Genomic DNA, 19,447 nt, shown 5'->3' on the forward strand with positions numbered 1-19,447 from the left:
CGGTCATTGATCGTGCCGTTCGCGCGCGCACCCTCGATGTCGGCGACGCAGGCGCAGATTGAGCAGATGCGTGCTGGCCAGCAGCAGGCTGCCGGTGACCGTGATCGGTGTTTCCAGCGCGTCGCCGGCCAGACCGCTCGCCCCGAGCGCCAACCCGGTTAGCCCGCAAAGCGCCAGTACCCAGACCGGCGCCGGCAGCGCCTGCCGGCGGTGCGTGCTCCACAGCGCGTAGCTGCTTAGGGGCACCGCTGCCATCGCGAACACCACATGGACCCATTCGGCCCGGCTCCAGGCACCCAGCAGCGGCAGCGTGGCCGCCAGCAGCGGCAGGGCAAGGCAATGCAACAGGCATAACCCGGACAAGGCGATGGCCGAGCTATCCAGCAAGGAGGCGGTGGCGCGCATGTGGGATGTCCCGTCGAGCAAATGTTATATAGTAACACTTCATTTCAGCCAGGCTTTCAGGATGTCCCTGTCTCCCAAGCGCGATTCGCGTCTCCCCGTCACCGTGTTGTCCGGCTTTCTGGGCGCGGGCAAGACCACCTTGCTCAACCGCATCCTGCATAACCGCGACGGCCTGCGTGTGGCGGTGATCGTCAACGACATGAGCGAGGTCAACATCGATGCGCAGCTGGTGCGCGAGGGCGGCGCGGCCTTGCGGCGCACCGAAGAGACACTGGTGGAATTCAGTAACGGCTGCATCTGCTGCACGCTGCGCGACGATCTGCTGCAGGAAGTGCGCCGGCTGGCAGAGCAGGGTCGCTACGACTATCTGCTGATCGAATCGACCGGCATCGCCGAGCCGATGCCGGTGGCCGCTACCTTCGCGGTGCGCGACGCCGACGGTTTCAGCCTGTCGGACATCGCCCGGCTCGACACCATGGTGACGGTGGTGGACGGCAGCCGTTTTCTGGAGGACTTCGGCTCGGCCGCAACATTGGCCGAACTCGGCCAGCAAGCCGGCCCAGACGATACACGCGGGCTGGTGCAGTTGCTGGGCGAACAGGTGGAATTCGCCGATGTGCTGGTCATCAGCAAATGCGATCGTATCGATGCGCAGCAGTTACAGCGCCTGCGCGCAGTGCTGCGTGCGCTCAACCGCGAAGCGGCGATTGTGGATGCCGCGCATGGCGAAGTGCCGCTGCAGCAGCTGCTCGACACCGGGCGCTTCGATTTCACCCGTGCGCAGCTGGCGCCGGGCTGGATGCAGGAACTGCGCGGCCAGCACACCCCGGAAACCGAGGAATACGGCATCAGCAGCTTCGTCTACCGTGCGCGTCGGCCATTTCATCCGCAGCGCTTCGCGCGCATGGTGCATAGCGGTCTGCCGCAGGTGATTCGCAGCAAGGGGTTCTTCTGGCTGGCCAGTCGCATGGATTGGGTGGGCGAACTATCCAGTGTGGGCGGCGCCACCCAGACCAACGCAGCCGGTTTCTGGTTTGCTGCGCGCCACCGTGTCGATGCGCAGGCGGTCGGCCAGCCGCTGCAGACCAGCATCACGCCGCTGCCCTACACCGACATCGGCTGGCAACGGCAACAGACGCAGTGCTGGACCGCGCCACTGCCGCAACCGCACGAGGTGGGCGATGCCAACGAATACGCCGCGATGCAGCGGCTATGGCATCCGCTGTGGGGCGACCGTCGCCAGGAGCTGGCGGTGATCGGCGTGGAAATGGACGCTCAGCGCACGCGCGCTGCGCTGGATGCCTGCCTGCTCAGCGACCAGGAACTGCGTCAGGGGCCGGCGCAATGGCAGCTGCTGGACGACCCGTTCCCGCATTGGGAGCGTTGACGGCAGCGCTGGCCGATGGCTGCGGCTTGCCTCGCAATTCGCCGCTATCGTCAGCGTCATGTAACTGGCGACAAGGCGATGTGCGGTCGATGGCATGCCGTGTCGTTGTGGGCAGCAAGGCCTGCGTGGGCGGTGCCGGCCCGCGCATGGTTTGCGCGTAACGACTGCATACTCACTCCTCAGTAATAGCCGTTGTCGATCGCCTCCTGATGGGCATCACGTTCGTCCTGCTCGGACAGCGCAAGCTCTTGCGCCGTCGTGGGGATGCTGTCCATCAAGCGTGGCGCACCCATCCGTTGCAGCTGGTCGTCGGTGCGTTTGACGATCTCTTCCAGTGCCAGCAAATTGGTGTAGCCCTGCATCATGCGTTGCAGGCGCCGGATCTTGTCGGGCGGCGCATCGCTCTCCTTCAGAGACACCAGACGCCGCTGCGCGCGTGCGTAATACGATGCCATCTTGGTCATGTCGAGCTTTTCGCGGCGTACCTCAAGCAGCGCATGTCGGTTGGACTGCATCACATTCCGTTGGACCATGGCTAGCGGGCTGCTGGTGGTTTTCGGCGCAGCGATCTTCTCCAATGGCGCCAGCGCCGCCAACATCCCATCGAGCTGACGATCGCGCACGGCGTTGCGCTCGGCGATCAGGGCCGCACGCGTCTGGAACACCGCCCTCTCCTCCGGGCTAGGCGCGCGGTCCTCTTGATAGAGCCGCCGGCTGATGTGCTCGCACTGCTCGCTCAGCGCGGCCAATTCCAGATTCATGTTGCGCACTGGGCGTAGCCGCCTGGGTGGCGAGGGTTGAGCCGGTGTCGCCGCGCTTGGGGCTGCAGACGGCGCCGGCCGCGATGGCAACGTCGGCTGCGACGGCGGTCTCATCTGATCGCGCCTGGCTGGGTGTGGAGCCTGCCGCTGCCACTGTTCCTCGGTACCGCCCTGACGTCGCTGGGGCCGCTCTGCAGTGCGTGCTGTCGGCAGCGGTTGTGGCACTGCAGTCTGCATCGGCACTCGATTGCGCGGGGCGGGCATTGCAGCGGGTGCTTCCCATCGCGCATCAACGCTGGCCTTGGTAACCGGCGGGCGTGGGTGGGTGTCGCGCCTGTCAGCGTGCGGTGCGGGTGTGGACAGCGGTGGCTGGCTCTGCGCTGTTTTTGTGGCTGGTGCTCCCATGCACATTGACGGCAACTGTTTGCGTAGCGTCGCCAGCGACTTGCGTGCCGATGCCAGCATGCCTTGCCGCGATTTGGACGCGCCCTGCGCGGCGCCGGTCTTGGGCGCGTGAGACAGTGGGTGCGGCGACGCAGCACCCGAAGCGCTCGCTGTCGCATCGGTGGATGTCGGGTTGAGCGGCTCCGGGGCGACCCGATGAGCGCTGCGAAAAAGCGAATTCAGGCGCATCACAAACTCCCGCGGGAATGCACGCTCATCCTAGCGACCGCCAAACGGTGCTGAAGGCAGGTGGCGAACCGGCGTCGCATAAGCCGAACGCGCGAGCGTCAAGCCAGACGCATCCCCCATGCGATCGCAGCGATCGCGGGGGCCGCCAGTGCCAGCCCCAACCAGCCGCGCAGGCCCAGGCGTTCGGCAAATCCCAACTTGCCGACCAGCGCCCCCAACACGACCACGCCCAGATTCATGCTGGCAAAAACGGTTGCCGGGCTGTGCGGCAACAGCTGGTGCGCACGCACGTAGCAGAGGATGTTGCCGAAATTGAGCGCACCCAACAGCACGCCGGCAAGCATGCTGCGGGTGCTCAGGCGGGCGCCTCGTGCCCAACGCACGCTCTGCACGCCAAGCATCAGCAAGAAGGCCAGCGCAAAACACAACGTCAACGATGTCAGCGAAGGCGTCCCGGCCTGCGCAATGTGCTTGAGCAGCAGGTCGATGAGCGCGAAGCCCATCCACACACCAATCAGCCAGGGCAGGCCGGTTGTGCTTGGCGGCGGATCGGTCGCGACGTGGTGACGGGGGCGTCGCACGATGCACACGATTGCCAACATGCCTAGCGCAAGCCCTGCCAGTTTCCAGCCATTGACCGGTTCGCCGAAAACGGTGAAGGCTGCAGCCAACGAGAGCACCAACGACAAGCGTTGCGCAACATCGGTACGTACGATGCCGGCCACCGCGACCGACCGCGCCAGCACCAGGAAGATGGAGGGCAGCGCCACAGCCAACAGCAGCAACGCCAACCAGGGAGTGGTAGTGGAGCGCAGCGTGTCCAGCGCAGGATGCAGGATCAGCCAGGCCAGGAGTGCAGCGGTGGCATAGTTCCAGGTGATGGCCTGAAACACGTCGATCTGGCGGCGTGGCGCAAGCTTCAACAGCACCGACACCAGGACACTGCAGATAACGGCAAACAGCAGGAAATGCATGGGCAACGCAACGAAGTGTGCAGGCAGGGCGATGAACGCGGCCGGCGGGGCGGCTATTATGCAGGCATGTCCAATCCCTCATTTCCCACCGAATCGGCTGCGTTGACGCTTCAGGGGCCGGTCGGCCCGCTGGATGTCGCGGTCGATCTGCCCGAGCCGGATGTTGCCGCACACGCGGTCACCGCCATCTTCTGCCATCCGCTCTCCACCGAGGGCGGCAGCATGCACAACAAGGTCGTCACCATGGCCGCGCGCGCGCTGCGCGAGCTGGGCATCACCGTGGTGCGCTTCAATTTCCGCAGCGTCGGCAATTCGGCGGGCGCGTTCGATCATGGCGACGGCGAGCAGGACGATCTGCGTGCGGTCGCTGGCTGGGTGCGGACGCAGCGCCCGGGCGACACGCTGTGGTTGGGCGGTTTCAGCTTCGGCGCCTACGTGTCGCTGCGTGCTGCCGGATCACTCGAACCGCAGGTGCTGATCTCGATCGCACCGCCGGCCGGGCGCTGGGATTTCAGTGATATCCAGCCGCCGGCGCAGTGGTTGGTGATCCAGGGCGATGCCGACGAGATCGTCGACCCGCAAGCGGTCTACGACTGGCTGGAAACCCTGGAGCAGCAACCCGAGCTGGTGCGCATGCCCGACACCAGCCATTTCTTCCACCGCAAATTGATCGACCTGCGCGGTGCGATCCAGCATGGTGTCCGGCGCTGGTTGCCGGCCGCCGTCTGACCGCGGCACGGCCCCTGCGCATCGCCCGGCGATGCGCTGTTGAGCGGGCCAGGCAGCAGCCGGTCCGCGGAGAATGTAATGAGTGAGATGACCCCGTCGCAGCGCTACGCCGCCGGCGTACAACGCGGCGACTGGCGTGCCGACCCCGCGCAGCTGGCGGCCCTGGCGGAACTGGACCGTATCCACGAAGCGCTGGTGGACGGCGAACAGGACGGTTGGCTGGATCGGTTGTCGGCGTTCTGGAAAAAACCTGAACCGGTACGTGGCCTGTACTTCTGGGGCGGTGTCGGGCGCGGCAAGACCTTTCTGGTCGATCTGTTCTACGACGGCCTGCCGATCAAGCAGAAATACCGCACGCATTTCCACCGCTTCATGCGCGGCGTGCACGAGCAGCTGCGCGAACACGCCGGGCAGAGCGATCCGCTGGCCAGAATCGCGCAGCAGTGGCGCGAGACTCTGCGCGTGCTGGTGCTGGACGAATTCTTCGTCACCGACATCGGCGATGCGATGTTGCTGGCACGCCTGCTCGAACGCCTGTTCGCCGAAGGCGTGACGCTGGTCACCACGTCCAACACCGCGCCGGAAAATCTCTACGCCAACGGATTGCAGCGCGACAGCTTCATGCCGGCGATCGGGTTGCTGCAGAAGTTCTGCGTGGAACTTTACGCAGAAGGCACCGAGGATTACCGCATGCGCGCGCTGACGCGCTCGCCGGTGTACCGCGCGCCGTTGGATGCGAAGGCCGATGCCTGGCTTGCACAGCGGTGGGGCGAGCTGAGCGGTAATGCGGAGGCGCGCGCGGGCAATATCGAAATCGAATCGCGCAAGATTCCGGTGCGCGCGCGTGGCAAGAGCATCGCCTGGTTCGATTTTGTCGCGCTGTGCGAAGGCCCGCGCGGACCCGGCGACTACATCGAGATCGCACGCGAGTTCACCACGGTGTTGGTGGGCGGCATTCCGCACTTCGACCGCATGAACGAAGACGCCGCGCGCCGCTTCGTCAACCTGATCGACGAGCTGTACGACCGCCACGTCAATCTGGTCTGCACTGCGCAAGACGCGCCTCCGGCCTTGTACAGCGGCCAGCGCCTGGCCGGCGCCTTCGAACGCACTGCCTCGCGCCTGATCGAAATGCAGAGCGCGCACTACCTGGCAACGGCGCATCGCGCGTAAGCGGATGATCGGGTAGGCGAGGACCTGTGCGATTGCCACTGCCGTGCATGGGCGGTGGTGGCACTGCGCTGCCGACAGGGCGATCGCTCAGCGCGTCGGCTGACGACGTCATTCGGTGTTGTCGCTAGTACGTCTTTCAATCACCTCGTGGAGCGAATGAGGCGCCGCGGGCGCTTCCGTGCGCGTCCGGCGAACGCGATGCGTGCCGTACAGGCGTGTGACGGGCGGCTGCGGCATCGCTATACCAGCGCTCATCCTGCAGTGCGCTACTGCGAGGTTCGCAGCTGCCAGCCCGAAGTCCGGCAGCAATGGCCGACTGGCCTTAGCGAGGCAAAGGGAGATCGCGCAAATAAATCGCTTGCAATTATATAGTGCGCAATGTAGATTGCAGTCATGGACACCGCCACAATCACCAACGCCCGCACCGATGCGCTGCTGCAGCTCGACAACCAGCTGTGCTTTGCGCTGTATTCGGCCAATCTGGCGATGCACAAGCTCTACCGCGGCTTGTTGAAGGCACTGGACCTGACCTATCCGCAGTACCTGGTGATGCTGGTGCTGTGGGAGACCGACGAACGCAGCGTGTCGGAGATCGGTGAGCGCCTGTATCTGGATTCGGCCACGTTGACACCGTTGCTCAAGCGCCTGCAGGCGGCCGGCTTGGTCACTCGCACACGTGCGGTCAACGACGAGCGTCAGGTCATCATCGCGCTGACCGAAACCGGCCGCGCGTTGCGCAGCAGGGCAGGCGCGGTGCCGGAACAGGTGTTTTGTGCGTCTGCCTGTTCATTGGACGAACTGCTTCAACTCAAGCAGGAATTGGAGAAGTTACGCTCCAGCCTCGGCGCCGGGTGAATGCCCCAACGCGCGTCCCTGTTTTGCAACACGTTGTACACGATTCAATCGTCAACTATGAAACCCCTCATGCGCTCACAGCGCTCACCCTGGAGAACCACCATGGCCTCACCTGAAAAAGTCCTCTACACCGCCCATGCCACTGCCACCGGCGGCCGCGAAGGCCGTGCCGTGTCCTCGGACAAGGCGTTGGACGCCAAGCTGTCCACCCCGCGCGAACTGGGCGGCGCCGGCGGCGATGGCACCAACCCGGAACAGCTGTTCGCAGCCGGTTACGCTGCCTGCTTCATCGGCGCGATGAAGGCCGTTGCCGCACAGGACAAGATCAAGCTGCCGGGCGAAGTGAGCATCGACAGCAGCGTTGGCATCGGCCAGATTCCTGGCGGCTTCGGCATCGTCGTAGAGCTGCGTATCGCCGTGCCGGGCATGGACCAGGCCGAACTGCAGACACTGGTCGACAAGGCCCATCAGGTCTGCCCGTACTCCAATGCGACCCGCGGCAATATCGACGTCACCCTGACCCTGGCGTAATGCAGCTCAGGCCGTGATGCGCATTGCGCATCACGGGATCAACAATGGCCCGGCGCACGCGTCGGGCCGCTGTTCGTTGTGGTTTGAGAAGGTTCCCGATTCCCGCACGCGCCCTGCAGCGATGCCGCGGGAGCGGGCACATCGGCGTCCCCTGCTATTCAATACACCGCCCATCGCGCATGCACCCTGTTGCGCGGCGCTAGCGTCAACCACGCCGTGCGCGTTGCAATACACGCTGTTTAGCGCGTCATCGTCGCCACGATGCGATTGGAGGTCGGTGCATCCTCCGATGGCGTCCGCGGATGCGCGTTGACTTCCAGCATCTGCAGGCGCTCGCCGTTGAAGCGGTACTCCAACGCTTGCTGCACTGCATAGAGCGCTTGTGCCTGCACACACAAGGTGCGCGCCTGGGCTTCCAGCACATCGCTGCGGCCCTGCATCTGCCGCTGCATCTGCGCGTCCAGGTCCGCACCGCGACGTTCCATTTGCGCGGTGCGTCCGGTCATCACCGTCCACAGCACGCTGCGGGTGAGGCGACCGGCTAGCGCCTGGGCGGCATGTTCGACGTTGGCTTGGAAGCGTTCGTCGAAGACTGTTTGCTCCCAGCGCCCGCGGCCGAGGCTGTCCTCCACCTGCGCGTGTGCGGCCATGCGCAGCCGCTCGACCTTGCGCTGCTGGCGCGTGCTGCCGGACAGCACGTGGACCACGCCATTCAGCGCGTCGAAGGTGATGTCGACCACCGATTGGGCGATGGACGTCGCCGCCGGCATCAAGGTGCGCGTGCGTTGCTCCAGCTCGCGCAAACGTTGCGCATCGGCCGTGCTGACGGGCTGCGGCTGGTGGTCCACGTTGAGCTCGCCACCATGAAAGAAGACGTCGCGCGGCACGCCCTGCTTGCGGTGCAGCCAGATACCGCCGCTATCGGCGAGCACGTCGTAGGACGTACTGACATCGCATTGCTGTGCGGACAGCTGCGGGGTGGCGGTCTCGGCCTGCGCAGCGCAGGCCACCAGCAGGCACAGCGGGACAAGAAACATGGTGCCGCGCATGGGGATGGCCTTGAGATCCGGATCTGCAGCATTACGCGGGGCGGACGCTGCCGTCATGGGAAGAAAGTCAGGGTGCCGTCAGGGCGCACGGGAGCCGGTGGTTGCGAAGCGTGAACCGGGTCGGGCATCGGCACACTGACGGCGTTCAAACGACTAGCTCACTTGATTCTCACGGCGTATGGTGTGAATTATGTTGCACAGCAGCATCGGAGCTTCGCAATGCTCGACCCACGCATCGAAAAGGTAGACCTGGCGCTTACCGAGATTGCCCAGGACCCATCGGAAAAGGTGGCGTTGTGGCAATGGGCGTGCCGCGAGATGCTGCATGAGACGCTGATCGGCATGCATCAGCTCTCGCACTTGGCCGGCATCGCCCGGCAGGTGGCGAACGACTGGCGCGAGCCGGTGGACGTCATCGCACCGGCAAAGCCCTACTTGGCTGCAGCTGCACTGGCCGACCGGCGCCTGCCGCAGGTGCTCGATGGCTTGGGCAGCACACATGACGACAACGACCGCGCCACCCTGTGGCGGCTGCGTTACGCCAGCCTGATCGCCTCGACCCTGCAAGGCATGCAGGCGCTGGCCGAAAAGCACCGTATCGACCGCCAGGCGATGGCGATCGGGCAGTTGAACTAAGCAGCGATCGCATCGGGCCGTTTGCAGGCGCGCGTGTCTTGCAGCGCGCGGTCGTCGAACGACGTGTTGTGATCGTGCGGGGCGTGCGATGCCTGCCTACAACGCGTATAGGCAACAACGCCGGGCGCTGCCTGAGCCGGTTTGTGGTGTTTCCATCTCGCTGACGCCAGTAGCACGCATGACCGACCGCATCCTCCTCAGTGCCCACCCACCAGTGAACGTCGCGCATTGCCCGAGGCTTGATCAGCGAGGTCAACGCTAACCGGTCAATGAGCGCTTGATCAGTGGCTCAATGCCGAACAGCCGCATCTTCCAGATGCCGCCAAGCATGCCGCACGATCCAGCGCGCCTGATCCCAGGGCACCGACAGCATCGGCAGACAGTGGTAGTAGCTGTCCTGCAGCACGCGATACAGCTGTGCTTCGGTTGCGCGTGGGTAGGCCAGGTAGATGTCGTAGCCGAGGGTAAGCAGCCGGGCGTAGTCGGCAAAGGCGTAACCACCCAGATGCCCTTCGGCATGGACGTCGCGCCAATAGGCGATCTCCGCGTCGAGATTGACGCTGCGGCGGGTCAAGACGGATGCGCTGTGCATGGGTAGGACTCCGGAATCGAGACTACCCCCCTGTACGGGCACCGTAGCAGCGGCTGGCGCACGCAACCAGCGCGCGACGACGAGCGGTCGTCGCGGCGGTTGCCGCCATGCACCGAGCGACGCCGGCGCATGGCAAAAACAAGAACTCAATCCCAGTCGGGCGCGATCGCCTGCGGATTGGCCAGGCGGTGCCCGCGGTCGAGTGCGGCGATCTCGCGCATGTCCTGCTCGGTTAGCTGTAGCGTCTGCGCCTTGAGGTTGCTTTCCAGATTCTCGCGCTTGGTCGAGGACGGAATCACCGAGTAACCCTGCTGCAGTGCCCAGGCCAGGGTGACCTGTGCCGGGGTGGCGGCGTGACGTGCTGCGATCGCCTGGATCACCGGATCCTTGAGTACTTCGCCGACCGCCAACGTCATGTACGACGTGACATGGATGCCTTGCTCGCGCAGGAAATCGGTGACGGCACGATTCTGCAGATAGGGATGCACTTCGATCTGGTTGGTGGCGATGGCGTCGGCTCCCAGGATCTCGATCGCCTGCTTGGTCAGGGCGATGGTGAAGTTGGACACGCCGATCGCGCGGGTCAGACCCTGCTGTCTGGCCTGCGCCAGGGCTTCCAGATACTCGCGCATCGGCACCTGGTCCTTCGGCGAAGGCCAATGGATCAGGGTGAGATCCACGTACTCGGTGCCGAGCTTGCGCAGGCTTTCCTGCAGACTGGGCAGCAAGGCGCCGTCGCCGAACTTGTCGACCCAGATCTTGGTGGTCAGATACAGCTGATCGCGCGCAATGCCGGAGGCTGCGATTGCTTCACCGACCTGCGCTTCGTTGTCGTAAATCTGCGCGGTATCGACCGCGCGATAGCCCAGTTCCAGTGCGCTACGCACCGAATCGATGACAACCTGGTCTTTGAGGCGAAAGGTGCCGAGGCCGAATGCGGGGACAGTCATTGTGTTCCTTTGGAAATGGGAAGTCGAAAATGGGGAATCGCAAGAGCGAAGGTGTGCGCAGCGCAGTCAATGTGGTTAGTCGAGGGCGACGACGGCTTTTCCGAAGTTTTTGCCGCGCAAGACGTCGATCAGGCCTTGCGCGGCGCTGTCCAGGCCGTGCAGTACGTGTTCGCGGTACTGAATCTTGTCCTCGCGCAGCCACTGGCCCATTTCGCGCAGGAACGCGGGCATCAGACGGATGAAATCCTGCTGGATGAAGCCACGCACCGTGAGACGCTTGCGCAGCACGTGCCCCATAAACTCGGGCAGGCGATCTGGACCGGGCAGTACCTGCCCCCGGCTGTTGTAGGTGGCGATCACGCCGCACACCGGGATGCGTGCGAAGTCGTTGAGCTGCGGCAACACCGCATCGAACACCTTGCCGCCGACGTTTTCGAAGTAGATGTCGATGCCGTCCGGTGTCGCTACGCGCAGCTGCTCTGCAAAGTCGTCGGCGCGGTGATCCAGCGCCACATCCACGCGCAACGTGTCGCGCAGGTAACGCACTTTTTCTTCGCCACCGGCAATGGCCACCACGCGCAGGCCTTGCAGGCGTGCCAGCTGCGCTACCGTGGCGCCAACCGGGCCGCTGGCCGCAGCCACCACCAGCGTTTCGCCCGATTGGGGTTTGCCGATTTCATGCAGGCCCGCATAGGCGGTAAAGCCGGGCATGCCATACACGCCGAGCGCGGTGCTCAGCGGCAGGCCATCGTCCGCTGGCAGCTTGCGTAACGGTGTTTTCGGGGTCAGCAGGCTATGCGTCTGCCAGCCACCGGGGAGCACCAGCAGATCACCGGGGTGATAGTCGGCGTGATTGGATTGGATGACTTCGCCAACGGTGCCGCCTTCCATCACTGCGTCGATGGCCACCGGCGCGGCGTAGGAGGGGCCGTCGTCCATGCGTCCGCGCATGTATGGGTCCAGCGACAGGAAGCGATTGCGTACCAGGATCTGATCGTGGCCGGTCGGCGCGACGGCCACGTCCTCGATGCGGAAGTTGCTGGCGCTGGGTTCACCGTGCGGGCGCGATGCCAGCACGATGCGGCGATTGGTCATGGATGTCATGGGAAATTCCTCGCAAAGAGTCCGCGCAAGCGCGGTCGGGTGCGCACAATGCGCGCGAGCGTGTTGTAAGAGGTGCACCAGGATGCATGCACGGCAGGCAACGCGACATGCCGAGCTCGTGCATCACGCTGTTGCCGATGGCTCCGGCGCACTGGCGGTGTCGAGCTGTGCAATCTGATCGGCACTCAACGACAGGCGTGCGGCTGCCAGCACATCGTGCAGTTGGGTCACGCTGGTGGCGCTGACGATCGGCGCGGTGAGACTGGGGCGTGCGATCAGCCAGGCCAGGGCGATTTGCGCGGGTGTGGCGTTGTGCGTGACGGCTAGATCGTCCAGCGCCTGCAGGATGCGCAGGCCACGCGGATTCACGTATTGCTTGACCACCGACGCACCACGCGCACTGCTCTTGCCGGCATCGTCGGCGCTGCGGTACTTGCCGGTGAGAAAGCCGCTGGCCAGCGAGTAGTAACTGATCACGCCAAGCTCGTGCTCACGCACGAGCGGTTCAAGTTCTGCTTCGTAACCGGCGCGATCGTACAGGTTGTATTCCGGCTGCAGGCTTTCGTAGCGTGGCAGTGTGTACTGCTCGGAAATATCCAGCGCATCGCGCAGGCGCGCGGCGCTGTAGTTGGATGCGCCGATCGCACGGACCTTGCCTTGTTCGATCAATCGGCCGAACGCAGCCAGCGTGGCTTCGAGCGGAATCGATTCGTCGTCTTCGTGCGCCTGGTACAGATCGATCACATCGGTCTGCAGGCGCGTCAACGAATCTTCCACCGCCGCGGCGATGTTGTCTGGCGACAGACCGGGATGCTCGCTCCACTTGGCCACCTTGGTGGCGATCAGCACCTTGTCGCGCTTGCCGCTGCGTGCAAGCCAACGCCCGATGATGGTTTCCGATTCGCCACCGCGGTTTCCGGGCACCCAGCCAGAATACGCATCGGCCGTATCGATCAGATTGAAGCCGGCGTCCACGAACGCGTCGAGCAGTGCGAACGAGGTCGCCTCATCGGCGCTCCAGCCGAACACATTGCCACCGAAGACAATCGGTTGAACCTGCAGGCCGGAGCGGCCGAGTGCGCGGGGTTGGGACATCATGGATGCTCCTGTTTCGAACTGCGCACAGGATAGTCACGCGTACCGATGTTGCGTGTGACATCTGTGTGGATTCAGCGTTCCGCCGATCGTCCTCAGCAGCTCACAGGATCTGAACATGTCGGCGACAGAGGACGCCGTAACGTGTCCTGTGCCGCCCAACGACGGGCACATGGCATGCCCCGGAGCACATGCTAGGCTCGCGCTACTTTTCCCGGAGGAGGGCGCTGCGATGATCCGCAACAAGCTGGCCTGTGCATGTGTGATGAGTGTGGTGGTGGTGATGAGCCTCCCTGTGGCGATGGCGGTGAAGCCTGCCGATAGCGCGACGTTGCCGGCGCCCGATACCGCGTTGCAGGCGGCCATCAACGGCAACTGGCGCGACCGCGTTTACGTGCAGCGCGACCAGTACCGCCACCCCGGCCAGACGCTGGCGTTCTTCGGCATCAAGCCGACCCAGACCGTCATCGAGATCACTCCGGGCGGGGGCTGGTATTCGGAAATCCTGGCGCCTTACCTGCGCGAGAAGGGAAAATATGTTGCGGCAGTGGTCGACCCCGCGGCGGCGCCGGAAGGCCGTAGCCGCGATTACGCACAGAGCGCGCGCGATGACCTGGAGAAGAAGTTCCAGGCCAAGCCGGAGGTGTATGGCAAGCCGTCATTCGTATCGTATGTGCCCAAGTCGCCGTCCTTCGGCGTGGACAACTCCGCCGACCTGGTGCTGACCTTCCGCAACGTGCACAACTGGCGCATGGCCGGCAATGCCGAGGCGATGTTTGCCGGCTTCTATAAAGTGCTCAAGCCCGGCGGCGTGCTCGGCGTGGTCGAACATCGCGCCAAGGCCGATGTGCCGGCCGACGACAAGAGCGGTTATGTCGGCCAGGCGCAGGTGATCGCGATGGCCGAGGCAGCCGGTTTCACGCTGGTCGGCAAGAGCGAGGTCAACGCCAACCCGCGCGACACCAAGGATTACCCGGGCGGTGTGTGGACGCTGCCGCCGAGCAACAGCCATGACAAGGCCGACGATGCAAAGTACAAGGCGATCGGCGAAAGCGACCGCATGACCTTGAAGTTCGTCAAGCGCTGAAGGCGTCGACTGCATGCCGGCGCGTTGCGCGTGTCGGCATGCAGATGTCAGAACTACGTGGGGCTGGGCAGCGCGTCGCGCAACAGGATTGCCATGTTGGTGTTGTTGAACAAACCCTACGGCGTGCTGTCGCAATTCAGCGACCGCTCGCAGCCGCCCAAGCGCACGCTGGCCGAATTCGGCTTGCCGCCCGATGTGTACGCGGCTGGCCGTCTGGATCACGATAGCGAGGGCTTGTTGTTGCTGACCGACGACGGCGCATTGGCGCATCGGCTCACCGACCCACGCCACAAGCAGTCCAAGACCTACTGGGTGCAGGTGGAAGGAGAGCCGCAAGCCGAGCAACTGCAGGCCTTGCGCGACGGAGTGGTGCTCAACGATGGCCCGACCCGGCCGGCACAGGTGCGCAGCCTCGATCCGGCACCGCCGCTGTGGCCGCGCGATCCACCGGTCCGCGTGCGCAAGACCGTGCCCGATGCCTGGCTGGAACTGCAGATCACCGAAGGCCGCAACCGTCAGGTGCGACGTATGACCGCAGCGGTGGGCTTGCCGACCTTGCGCCTGGTGCGCGTTGCGATCGGCGAGTGGCGGCTGGACTCGCTTGCGCCTGGACAGTGGCGCGTTGAAGAAACCACGCGCCCACGGCCGAGCCGGAGTCGGCGCTGAGTCGTTGCTTATATCGGTTGTATGACGAGCGCGGGACTGCAGTACGGTGTTTAGCGGCCAGCAGCAACGATCGCTGCGTTGTCAGGTGGGAGACCGGTGCGCGTGACCGGGACGTTATGTGGCTAACCCATGCGTCGTTTGAACCAGCCACGGCTGACGGTTGCTGGATACACCTCATGGCCGCCGCATCGCATGATGTGGACGCCACGCAGCGCGCGCAGCTGTGTCGTAGACATCAATGCACTGCGCTGCAGCGATGGCAGAAACGACAACGCCACGGCGCATGGCCGTGGCGTTGAGGGTTTGCTTCGCGCCTGGGCTTATTCGATGCCGTCGCTTGGGGTCACCGCACCTCGACGCTGGTAGGCAGCGCGACGTGCGTTGGCATTGCTGGCGTGTTCGCGATCCAGGCGATGCACGTTGCCGCCGAGCACCTGCTGATCGCGCTGACGCTTGCGGTACACCGCGTAGCCGATCAGGCCCAGGCCTGCGACCGCTGCGGCGACCGTCACGGCGGGGTTGCGCTTGACCAGCTTGCTGGCGGCCTTGCCACCGTTACGCACTGCGCCAATTGCGACGCCGGTCTTGAGCCATTCGCTAGCGCTTGGGCCGAAATGACGCAGGCTGCTGCCAGCGTTGCGTGCCTGATCGCCGGCGTTGGACGCGGCATGACGCAACTGGTCGCCTGCAGTGCCGGCCAGCTCCAGGGCACGCTCCAGGGCGCGTTCAGTGATCACAGTCAGCTTGCTCATCGGAGGCGTTTCCTTTCTGAGTACGTGGTCTGCAGTCTGTGCGCTGATGCGTATAGGCGGCGTTAGCGGGGTTGGGTCACGTTTGGCTTACGGTTAGGAAGGAGGCTGCGCGCTGGTGTGGGCGGCGCTGAGAATTGCGAGGCAATGGCGTGACAGGCTTGAGCGATGTCGTCCCTTGATTCTCCGCCCACGGGACATTTCAGGTGCCGCGTGGTCTTGCTCGGTGGGTTGCTGTAGCCGTCCAGGGGGCGTTGGGCCACGCCGCAGTGGATGTCGTGCACCGGCCTCTCTCACCGCCGCCGCGGGTCGATGCGTATCAGTCGATGCGTTTCAGGTGCCGCGCGGTTTTGCTCGGTGGGTTGCTGCAGCCGTCCAGGGGTCGTCGGGCCACGGATGCCTCGGATATCGCCCCTTCATCTCTTTTTTGACGTCCGGATACGTGTTCGCCCAGAAGCTCTTCAGGTCTTGTGTTACCTGCAACGGGCGGCCGCCTGGGGAAAGCAGGTGCAGGGTCAACGGGATGCGGCCGTCGGCGATGCGCGGCGTTTCGGCCAGGCCGAACAATTCCTGCAGTTTGACTGCCAGCACGGGCGGCAGCGGTTGCCCGGTGTGGTCGAGGGCATAGCTGATCTGCCGCTCCATGCCGGAAGGCACGCTGATCCGGGTGGGTGCGTGGCGGTCGATGGCCTGGCGGCGCTCCCACGGCAGTGCGGCCTTCAACGCTTCGCCCAGGCTGGCTTCGTCCAGTGCGTCCAGGCGGGTCTTGCCGGCAAAGGCCGGGCGCAGCCAGGTGTCCAGCGTCTCCAGCAGCGCGGTGTCGGAGAGATCGGGCAAGCCGAGTTCGGGCATCCACGCGCGCAGCGACTGCACGCGTGCGCGCCACTGCTGCAGGGTGTCAGTCCACGGCAGCGCGTCCAGGCCGAGTTGCCGCACCGCGTCGGTGAGCGCGGCGGCTGCGTGTGCCGGGTCGACGCGGCCGGCCGGGCGGCTGTCGAGCACGATGCGGTCGAAGCTGGATTGGCGACGGGCGACCAACGCGCGCTTGTCTGCGTCCCACTGCACCACGTCCTGCTGCACGAAGCGCTCGGGCAGGCTGTGGCGCAGGTAGGCGTCGTCTACCGGGGCGGCGCGCAGCAGCAGGGCGTCTTTGGCTTCGTAGCGCAGTTCGCTGGCGACCAGCCACGGTTCGCCACGGAGATCGCTGTGGTCGAACAGGCGCGCGCTGCGGCCATTGGCGAGCAGGTAGCGCAGCGGATCGGCCGGGTGGCGTGCGGCGATGCGATCGGGGAAGGCGTGCGACAGCAGATCGCCGAGCGCGTGCGCTTCCACACTGGAGGGCGGGGCGCTGTCGCAGCGTAGCCGGCGTCGCCATTGTTTGGCGGCGCTGTCGATTGCGGCCAGGCCACTGCGATTGGCATCGGCCGCGCTGCGGCCCTGGCGGAATGCCGCCAGCGCACGCCAACGCGCAGCCAGCCCGTCGCCACCCTGACGCAGCGGGTCGCGTGCTTCCAGCAGTGCGGCCAGGTCGCAGGCCAGCGCCACACGCGACGCGTCGCCGGCCTGCGCCAACATGGCGGCCAGACGCGGATGCGTGCCCAGCGCGAGCATGCGCCGGCCGAGCGCGGTGATGCCGCCGCTTGCAGTGAGCGCGCCCAGCCGCTGTAGCAACTCGTGCGCGGCGGCCAGCGCACCGCTCGGTGGTGCATCGACAAAGCGCAGCGCGCTGCTACCCCAGGCAGCCAATTCCAGTGCCAGGCCGGCCAATTCCACTTGAGTGATTTCAGCGCGGCGCTGTGGTTCCAGTCGTTGCGATTGCGGCCACAGCCGGTAGGCCCAGCCGCTGGCCACGCGGCCGGCGCGGCCGGCGCGCTGGTCTGCCGAGGCCTGCGCAATGGTGGTCACGTCCAGCCGCGAAAAGCCGCTGTTGGGGTCGTAATGCGGCTCGCGCGCGAGCCCGCTATCGATCACCACCCGCACGCCGGGCAAGGTGACCGAAGATTCGGCCACGTTGGTGGCCAGCACCACGCGGCGGCGGCCTTGCGGGTCGGGCTGCAGTACCTGGCTTTGCGCCTCCACCGATAGCTCGCCGTGCAAGGGCAGCACCTGGATGGCCGGGTCCAGGACAGCGAGCAAGGCGGCTTGCACGCGCGCGATCTCGCGCTGGCCGGGCAGGAACACCAGCACGTCGCCGGGATGTGTGGACAACGCGTGCTCCACTGCGCGTCGCGTCTGCGGCTCCAGCGCTTCGTCGCGGCGCGCGGGGAAATGCGCGATCTCCACCGGGAAACTGCGCCCGGCACTGCTCAGCCGCGGTGCCTCCAGAAAGTCGGCCAGGCGCTCGCCATCCAACGTGGCCGACATCGCCACGATGCGCAGGTCGTCGCGGACTTGCGCCTGCACATCCAGCGCCAGCGCCAGCCCCAGGTCGCCGGCCAGATGGCGTTCGTGGAATTCGTCGAACAGCAACACGCCAACGCTTTCCAGCATCGGGTCGTCCTGGATCAGCCGCGTCAGGATGCCTTCGGTGACCACTTCAATGCGGGTGCGCGCGGAGGTCTTGTTCTCGAAGCGGATGCGGTACCCCACCGTCTGGCCGACCGGCTCGCCAAGTTGGCGCGCCATGAACTGCGCCGCGCTGCGGGCCGCCACGCGGCGCGGCTCCAGCATCACGATCCTGCGGCCGGCCAGCCACGGTGCGTCCAGCAGCGCCAACGGCACCTGGGTGGTCTTGCCGGCGCCGGGCGGTGCTTCCAGCACCAGCCGCGGATGCGCGGCGAGACTGTCGAAAATCTGCGGCAATAACGGGGAGATCGGAAAAGCAGGGTCGGTCATGCGCGGGAAGGATACGTTTCTGCTGCATAGAGTGCGACAGAGACCTGTGCGCGACTGCCGGCAGCCCGCTGCTTTCCGGCTCACCATAATACAGCGCACGAAACGCTCCACGCTGCAGCGAAACATCGGGTGCGAGATACGTAATCGCAGCGCTAAATCGGAAATCCCGTATCCCACTTCGATCAAGGTCTTTCCACAATCAGCAGGCCACTCCGCCAATCCAGAGACGCTATGAACGACTACGGTTCTTATCGCTACCTGCCTGCCGATGGTTGGTACGCTACCTATCCCCAAGTGACCGATACCGACCAGGTGCGCGTCTTCCAACGTGTGGCGCTATGGCGGGTTGCCCCGCACGGTACCATCGTGGGTCTGATCTCCTCGCCCGACGGCGACCAGGAGGACATCGAGTCGCAGCTTCTCAGTGCCCCGCGCGGACAAGGCGTCCACTACATTCACATGGATGATATGACCGAACAAGAACGCGAGCAGATCCGCCACAGACGTTTCAGCTGATCGCACCTGCTGCGTTTTGGGCGCCGTCACGCGTAATCTGACGACTACGGTACGGATGGCGCATGGTCATTCGTACCGTGGTGGCGATTTAGATCGTGCGTGCTGTTCTCAATAATGCTCTTGCGCCGACAAAGGGCAAGCGCCAGCGGCCAAGCCCGTGCGCTGAAGATCATCCCGCTTCGCGCATCCGGGAGGTCAGGCCTTTGAGAAAGGCGCGCAGCAGCTGGTCGCCGCAGGGGCGGAAATTCTTGTGGCCTGGCTGGCGGAACAGCGCGGAGAGTTCCGGCTTGGACAGCGGGAAACCGGCGCTGGCGAAGATGGCATGCATGTCGACGTCCTTCAGTTCGAAGGCCACGCGCAGCTTCTTCAGGACCAGGTTGTTGCCGACGCGGGTTTCCAGCGGGCGGACCGGTTGGCTCTCGTCGCGGCCACGGAAGCGCAGCACCAGGCCATCGAGGAAGCGCGCCAGCATCGCATCGGTGCAGGGCTCGAAACCAGGCTCGTCTTCCTTCTTCAGCCAGGCCTGTACCTGCGGCTTGTCGAGCGCGAACTCGGGGTCGGCCAGGTGGGTGATGTCCACCACCTTGTCGTCGCTGAGGTCGAGCATGTAGCGGATGCTGCGCAGTACATCGTTGTGGATCATGACCGTTCCGGTGCCCCGGCCTGTCGCCGGAAAGCGGCCATTCTACGGGGCTTGGGTGAAACCGGTCTGACACTGTG

At 65.1% G+C, this 19,447-nt stretch carries 20 protein-coding genes; 9 read left to right on the top strand and 11 right to left on the bottom strand.

The genetic code is table 11. The features are described from left to right. Positions 1 to 3: 3 nt before the first annotated feature. Positions 4 to 405: a MerC family mercury resistance protein gene (locus tag XpruCFBP8353_RS18740; protein WP_101364566.1), complete on the bottom strand. Its 402-nt coding sequence runs from the start codon at positions 403 to 405 to the stop codon at positions 4 to 6. Positions 406 to 466: 61 nt separating this feature from the next. Between XpruCFBP8353_RS18740 and XpruCFBP8353_RS18745 the strand changes: the two genes are divergently transcribed. Continuing rightward, a complete protein-coding gene (locus XpruCFBP8353_RS18745) occupies positions 467 to 1,792 on the top strand; it encodes a GTP-binding protein (RefSeq protein WP_101364567.1) in 1,326 nt (441 codons plus the stop codon). 179 nt (positions 1,793 to 1,971) lie between these two features. Here XpruCFBP8353_RS18745 and xopR read toward each other — a convergent pair whose 3' ends face one another. Further along, positions 1,972 to 3,186, bottom strand: coding sequence for a type III secretion system effector protein XopR (gene xopR / locus XpruCFBP8353_RS24485; protein ID WP_279327773.1), 1,215 nt, complete (start codon positions 3,184 to 3,186; stop codon positions 1,972 to 1,974). Positions 3,187 to 3,284: 98 nt separating this feature from the next. Next, positions 3,285 to 4,160, bottom strand: coding sequence for a DMT family transporter (locus tag XpruCFBP8353_RS18755; RefSeq protein ID WP_162301114.1), 876 nt, complete (start codon positions 4,158 to 4,160; stop codon positions 3,285 to 3,287). 66 nt (positions 4,161 to 4,226) lie between these two features. Between XpruCFBP8353_RS18755 and XpruCFBP8353_RS18760 the strand changes: the two genes are divergently transcribed. The 4 genes from XpruCFBP8353_RS18760 to XpruCFBP8353_RS18775 all read left to right on the top strand — a co-directional run bounded on the left by XpruCFBP8353_RS18760 (position 4,227) and on the right by XpruCFBP8353_RS18775 (position 7,448). Next, positions 4,227 to 4,889, top strand: a complete 663-nt coding sequence (locus XpruCFBP8353_RS18760; protein WP_101364641.1) for an alpha/beta hydrolase — start codon at positions 4,227 to 4,229, stop codon at positions 4,887 to 4,889. A gap of 78 nt (positions 4,890 to 4,967) precedes the next feature. Then, the gene (gene zapE, locus XpruCFBP8353_RS18765; protein ID WP_101364570.1) at positions 4,968 to 6,062 is read left to right on the top strand and encodes a cell division protein ZapE; all 1,095 of its coding nucleotides are present in this window, start codon (positions 4,968 to 4,970) and stop codon (positions 6,060 to 6,062) included. 393 nt (positions 6,063 to 6,455) lie between these two features. After that, on the top strand, positions 6,456 to 6,917 hold the full coding sequence (locus XpruCFBP8353_RS18770; RefSeq protein ID WP_101364571.1) for a MarR family winged helix-turn-helix transcriptional regulator: 462 nt from the start codon (positions 6,456 to 6,458) through the stop codon (positions 6,915 to 6,917). A 102-nt stretch (positions 6,918 to 7,019) separates the two neighbouring features. After that, complete coding sequence (locus tag XpruCFBP8353_RS18775; protein ID WP_101364572.1) at positions 7,020 to 7,448, top strand: organic hydroperoxide resistance protein; 429 nt, start codon at positions 7,020 to 7,022, stop codon at positions 7,446 to 7,448. A gap of 239 nt (positions 7,449 to 7,687) precedes the next feature. Here the strand turns inward: XpruCFBP8353_RS18775 and XpruCFBP8353_RS18780 are convergent, their stop codons facing one another. Beyond that, the gene (locus XpruCFBP8353_RS18780; RefSeq protein ID WP_101364573.1) at positions 7,688 to 8,554 is read right to left on the bottom strand and encodes a DUF2884 family protein; all 867 of its coding nucleotides are present in this window, start codon (positions 8,552 to 8,554) and stop codon (positions 7,688 to 7,690) included. Positions 8,555 to 8,716: 162 nt separating this feature from the next. On the opposite strand from XpruCFBP8353_RS18780, the gene XpruCFBP8353_RS18785 reads away from it, so the two are divergent. Beyond that, positions 8,717 to 9,133, top strand: a complete 417-nt coding sequence (locus XpruCFBP8353_RS18785) for a hypothetical protein (protein WP_162301115.1) — start codon at positions 8,717 to 8,719, stop codon at positions 9,131 to 9,133. A gap of 289 nt (positions 9,134 to 9,422) precedes the next feature. Here the strand turns inward: XpruCFBP8353_RS18785 and XpruCFBP8353_RS18790 are convergent, their stop codons facing one another. The 4 genes from XpruCFBP8353_RS18790 to XpruCFBP8353_RS18805 form a co-directional block, all read right to left on the bottom strand. Next, entirely contained in the window at positions 9,423 to 9,725 is a 303-nt protein-coding gene (locus XpruCFBP8353_RS18790; protein WP_101364575.1) for a hypothetical protein, read from the bottom strand. 146 nt (positions 9,726 to 9,871) lie between these two features. Beyond that, positions 9,872 to 10,675: a 2,5-didehydrogluconate reductase DkgB gene (gene dkgB, locus XpruCFBP8353_RS18795; RefSeq protein ID WP_101364576.1), complete on the bottom strand. Its 804-nt coding sequence runs from the start codon at positions 10,673 to 10,675 to the stop codon at positions 9,872 to 9,874. 75 nt (positions 10,676 to 10,750) lie between these two features. Continuing rightward, positions 10,751 to 11,779, bottom strand: a complete 1,029-nt coding sequence (locus XpruCFBP8353_RS18800; protein ID WP_101364577.1) for an NADP-dependent oxidoreductase — start codon at positions 11,777 to 11,779, stop codon at positions 10,751 to 10,753. 123 nt (positions 11,780 to 11,902) lie between these two features. Beyond that, positions 11,903 to 12,874, bottom strand: coding sequence for an aldo/keto reductase (locus XpruCFBP8353_RS18805; RefSeq protein WP_101364642.1), 972 nt, complete (start codon positions 12,872 to 12,874; stop codon positions 11,903 to 11,905). A gap of 232 nt (positions 12,875 to 13,106) precedes the next feature. On the opposite strand from XpruCFBP8353_RS18805, the gene XpruCFBP8353_RS18810 reads away from it, so the two are divergent. After that, entirely contained in the window at positions 13,107 to 13,961 is an 855-nt protein-coding gene (locus XpruCFBP8353_RS18810; RefSeq protein ID WP_101364578.1) for a class I SAM-dependent methyltransferase, read from the top strand. Positions 13,962 to 14,054: 93 nt separating this feature from the next. Then, complete coding sequence (locus XpruCFBP8353_RS18815) at positions 14,055 to 14,627, top strand: pseudouridine synthase (RefSeq protein WP_101364643.1); 573 nt, start codon at positions 14,055 to 14,057, stop codon at positions 14,625 to 14,627. 320 nt (positions 14,628 to 14,947) lie between these two features. Here the strand turns inward: XpruCFBP8353_RS18815 and XpruCFBP8353_RS18820 are convergent, their stop codons facing one another. Then, the gene (locus XpruCFBP8353_RS18820; protein WP_101364579.1) at positions 14,948 to 15,379 is read right to left on the bottom strand and encodes a hypothetical protein; all 432 of its coding nucleotides are present in this window, start codon (positions 15,377 to 15,379) and stop codon (positions 14,948 to 14,950) included. Positions 15,380 to 15,709: 330 nt separating this feature from the next. After that, positions 15,710 to 18,211, bottom strand: coding sequence for an ATP-dependent helicase HrpB (hrpB, locus tag XpruCFBP8353_RS18825; protein WP_101364580.1), 2,502 nt, complete (start codon positions 18,209 to 18,211; stop codon positions 15,710 to 15,712). A 231-nt stretch (positions 18,212 to 18,442) separates the two neighbouring features. On the opposite strand from hrpB, the gene XpruCFBP8353_RS18830 reads away from it, so the two are divergent. After that, entirely contained in the window at positions 18,443 to 18,727 is a 285-nt protein-coding gene (locus XpruCFBP8353_RS18830) for a hypothetical protein (RefSeq protein ID WP_101364581.1), read from the top strand. A gap of 169 nt (positions 18,728 to 18,896) precedes the next feature. On the opposite strand, the gene XpruCFBP8353_RS18835 is transcribed toward XpruCFBP8353_RS18830, so the two are convergent. Further along, entirely contained in the window at positions 18,897 to 19,370 is a 474-nt protein-coding gene (locus tag XpruCFBP8353_RS18835) for a YehS family protein (protein WP_010370381.1), read from the bottom strand. Positions 19,371 to 19,447 lie beyond the last annotated feature (77 nt).

This window comes from Xanthomonas prunicola (assembly GCF_002846205.1).
GTDB lineage: Bacteria > Pseudomonadota > Gammaproteobacteria > Xanthomonadales > Xanthomonadaceae > Xanthomonas > Xanthomonas prunicola.

Bases quoted from the DNA above. Each gene is read 5' to 3' on its own strand.
- dkgB (WP_101364576.1), bottom strand. From the start codon at position 10,675: ATGACTGTCCCCGCATTCGGCCTCGGCACCTTTCGCCTCAAAGACCAG.
- XpruCFBP8353_RS18780 (WP_101364573.1), bottom strand. From the start codon at position 8,554: ATGACGGCAGCGTCCGCCCCGCGTAATGCTGCAGATCCGGATCTCAAG.
- XpruCFBP8353_RS18790 (WP_101364575.1), bottom strand. From the start codon at position 9,725: ATGCACAGCGCATCCGTCTTGACCCGCCGCAGCGTCAATCTCGACGCG.
- XpruCFBP8353_RS18740 (WP_101364566.1), bottom strand. From the start codon at position 405: ATGCGCGCCACCGCCTCCTTGCTGGATAGCTCGGCCATCGCCTTGTCC.
- XpruCFBP8353_RS18830 (WP_101364581.1), top strand. From the start codon at position 18,443: ATGAACGACTACGGTTCTTATCGCTACCTGCCTGCCGATGGTTGGTAC.
- hrpB (WP_101364580.1), bottom strand. From the start codon at position 18,211: ATGACCGACCCTGCTTTTCCGATCTCCCCGTTATTGCCGCAGATTTTC.
- XpruCFBP8353_RS18775 (WP_101364572.1), top strand. From the start codon at position 7,020: ATGGCCTCACCTGAAAAAGTCCTCTACACCGCCCATGCCACTGCCACC.
- XpruCFBP8353_RS18800 (WP_101364577.1), bottom strand. From the start codon at position 11,779: ATGACATCCATGACCAATCGCCGCATCGTGCTGGCATCGCGCCCGCAC.
- XpruCFBP8353_RS18805 (WP_101364642.1), bottom strand. From the start codon at position 12,874: ATGTCCCAACCCCGCGCACTCGGCCGCTCCGGCCTGCAGGTTCAACCG.
- XpruCFBP8353_RS18745 (WP_101364567.1), top strand. From the start codon at position 467: ATGTCCCTGTCTCCCAAGCGCGATTCGCGTCTCCCCGTCACCGTGTTG.
- XpruCFBP8353_RS18815 (WP_101364643.1), top strand. From the start codon at position 14,055: ATGTTGGTGTTGTTGAACAAACCCTACGGCGTGCTGTCGCAATTCAGC.
- XpruCFBP8353_RS18770 (WP_101364571.1), top strand. From the start codon at position 6,456: ATGGACACCGCCACAATCACCAACGCCCGCACCGATGCGCTGCTGCAG.
- XpruCFBP8353_RS18820 (WP_101364579.1), bottom strand. From the start codon at position 15,379: ATGAGCAAGCTGACTGTGATCACTGAACGCGCCCTGGAGCGTGCCCTG.
- XpruCFBP8353_RS18755 (WP_162301114.1), bottom strand. From the start codon at position 4,160: ATGCATTTCCTGCTGTTTGCCGTTATCTGCAGTGTCCTGGTGTCGGTG.
- XpruCFBP8353_RS18760 (WP_101364641.1), top strand. From the start codon at position 4,227: ATGTCCAATCCCTCATTTCCCACCGAATCGGCTGCGTTGACGCTTCAG.
- XpruCFBP8353_RS18835 (WP_010370381.1), bottom strand. From the start codon at position 19,370: ATGATCCACAACGATGTACTGCGCAGCATCCGCTACATGCTCGACCTC.
- zapE (WP_101364570.1), top strand. From the start codon at position 4,968: ATGAGTGAGATGACCCCGTCGCAGCGCTACGCCGCCGGCGTACAACGC.
- XpruCFBP8353_RS18785 (WP_162301115.1), top strand. From the start codon at position 8,717: ATGCTCGACCCACGCATCGAAAAGGTAGACCTGGCGCTTACCGAGATT.
- xopR (WP_279327773.1), bottom strand. From the start codon at position 3,186: ATGCGCCTGAATTCGCTTTTTCGCAGCGCTCATCGGGTCGCCCCGGAG.
- XpruCFBP8353_RS18810 (WP_101364578.1), top strand. From the start codon at position 13,107: ATGATCCGCAACAAGCTGGCCTGTGCATGTGTGATGAGTGTGGTGGTG.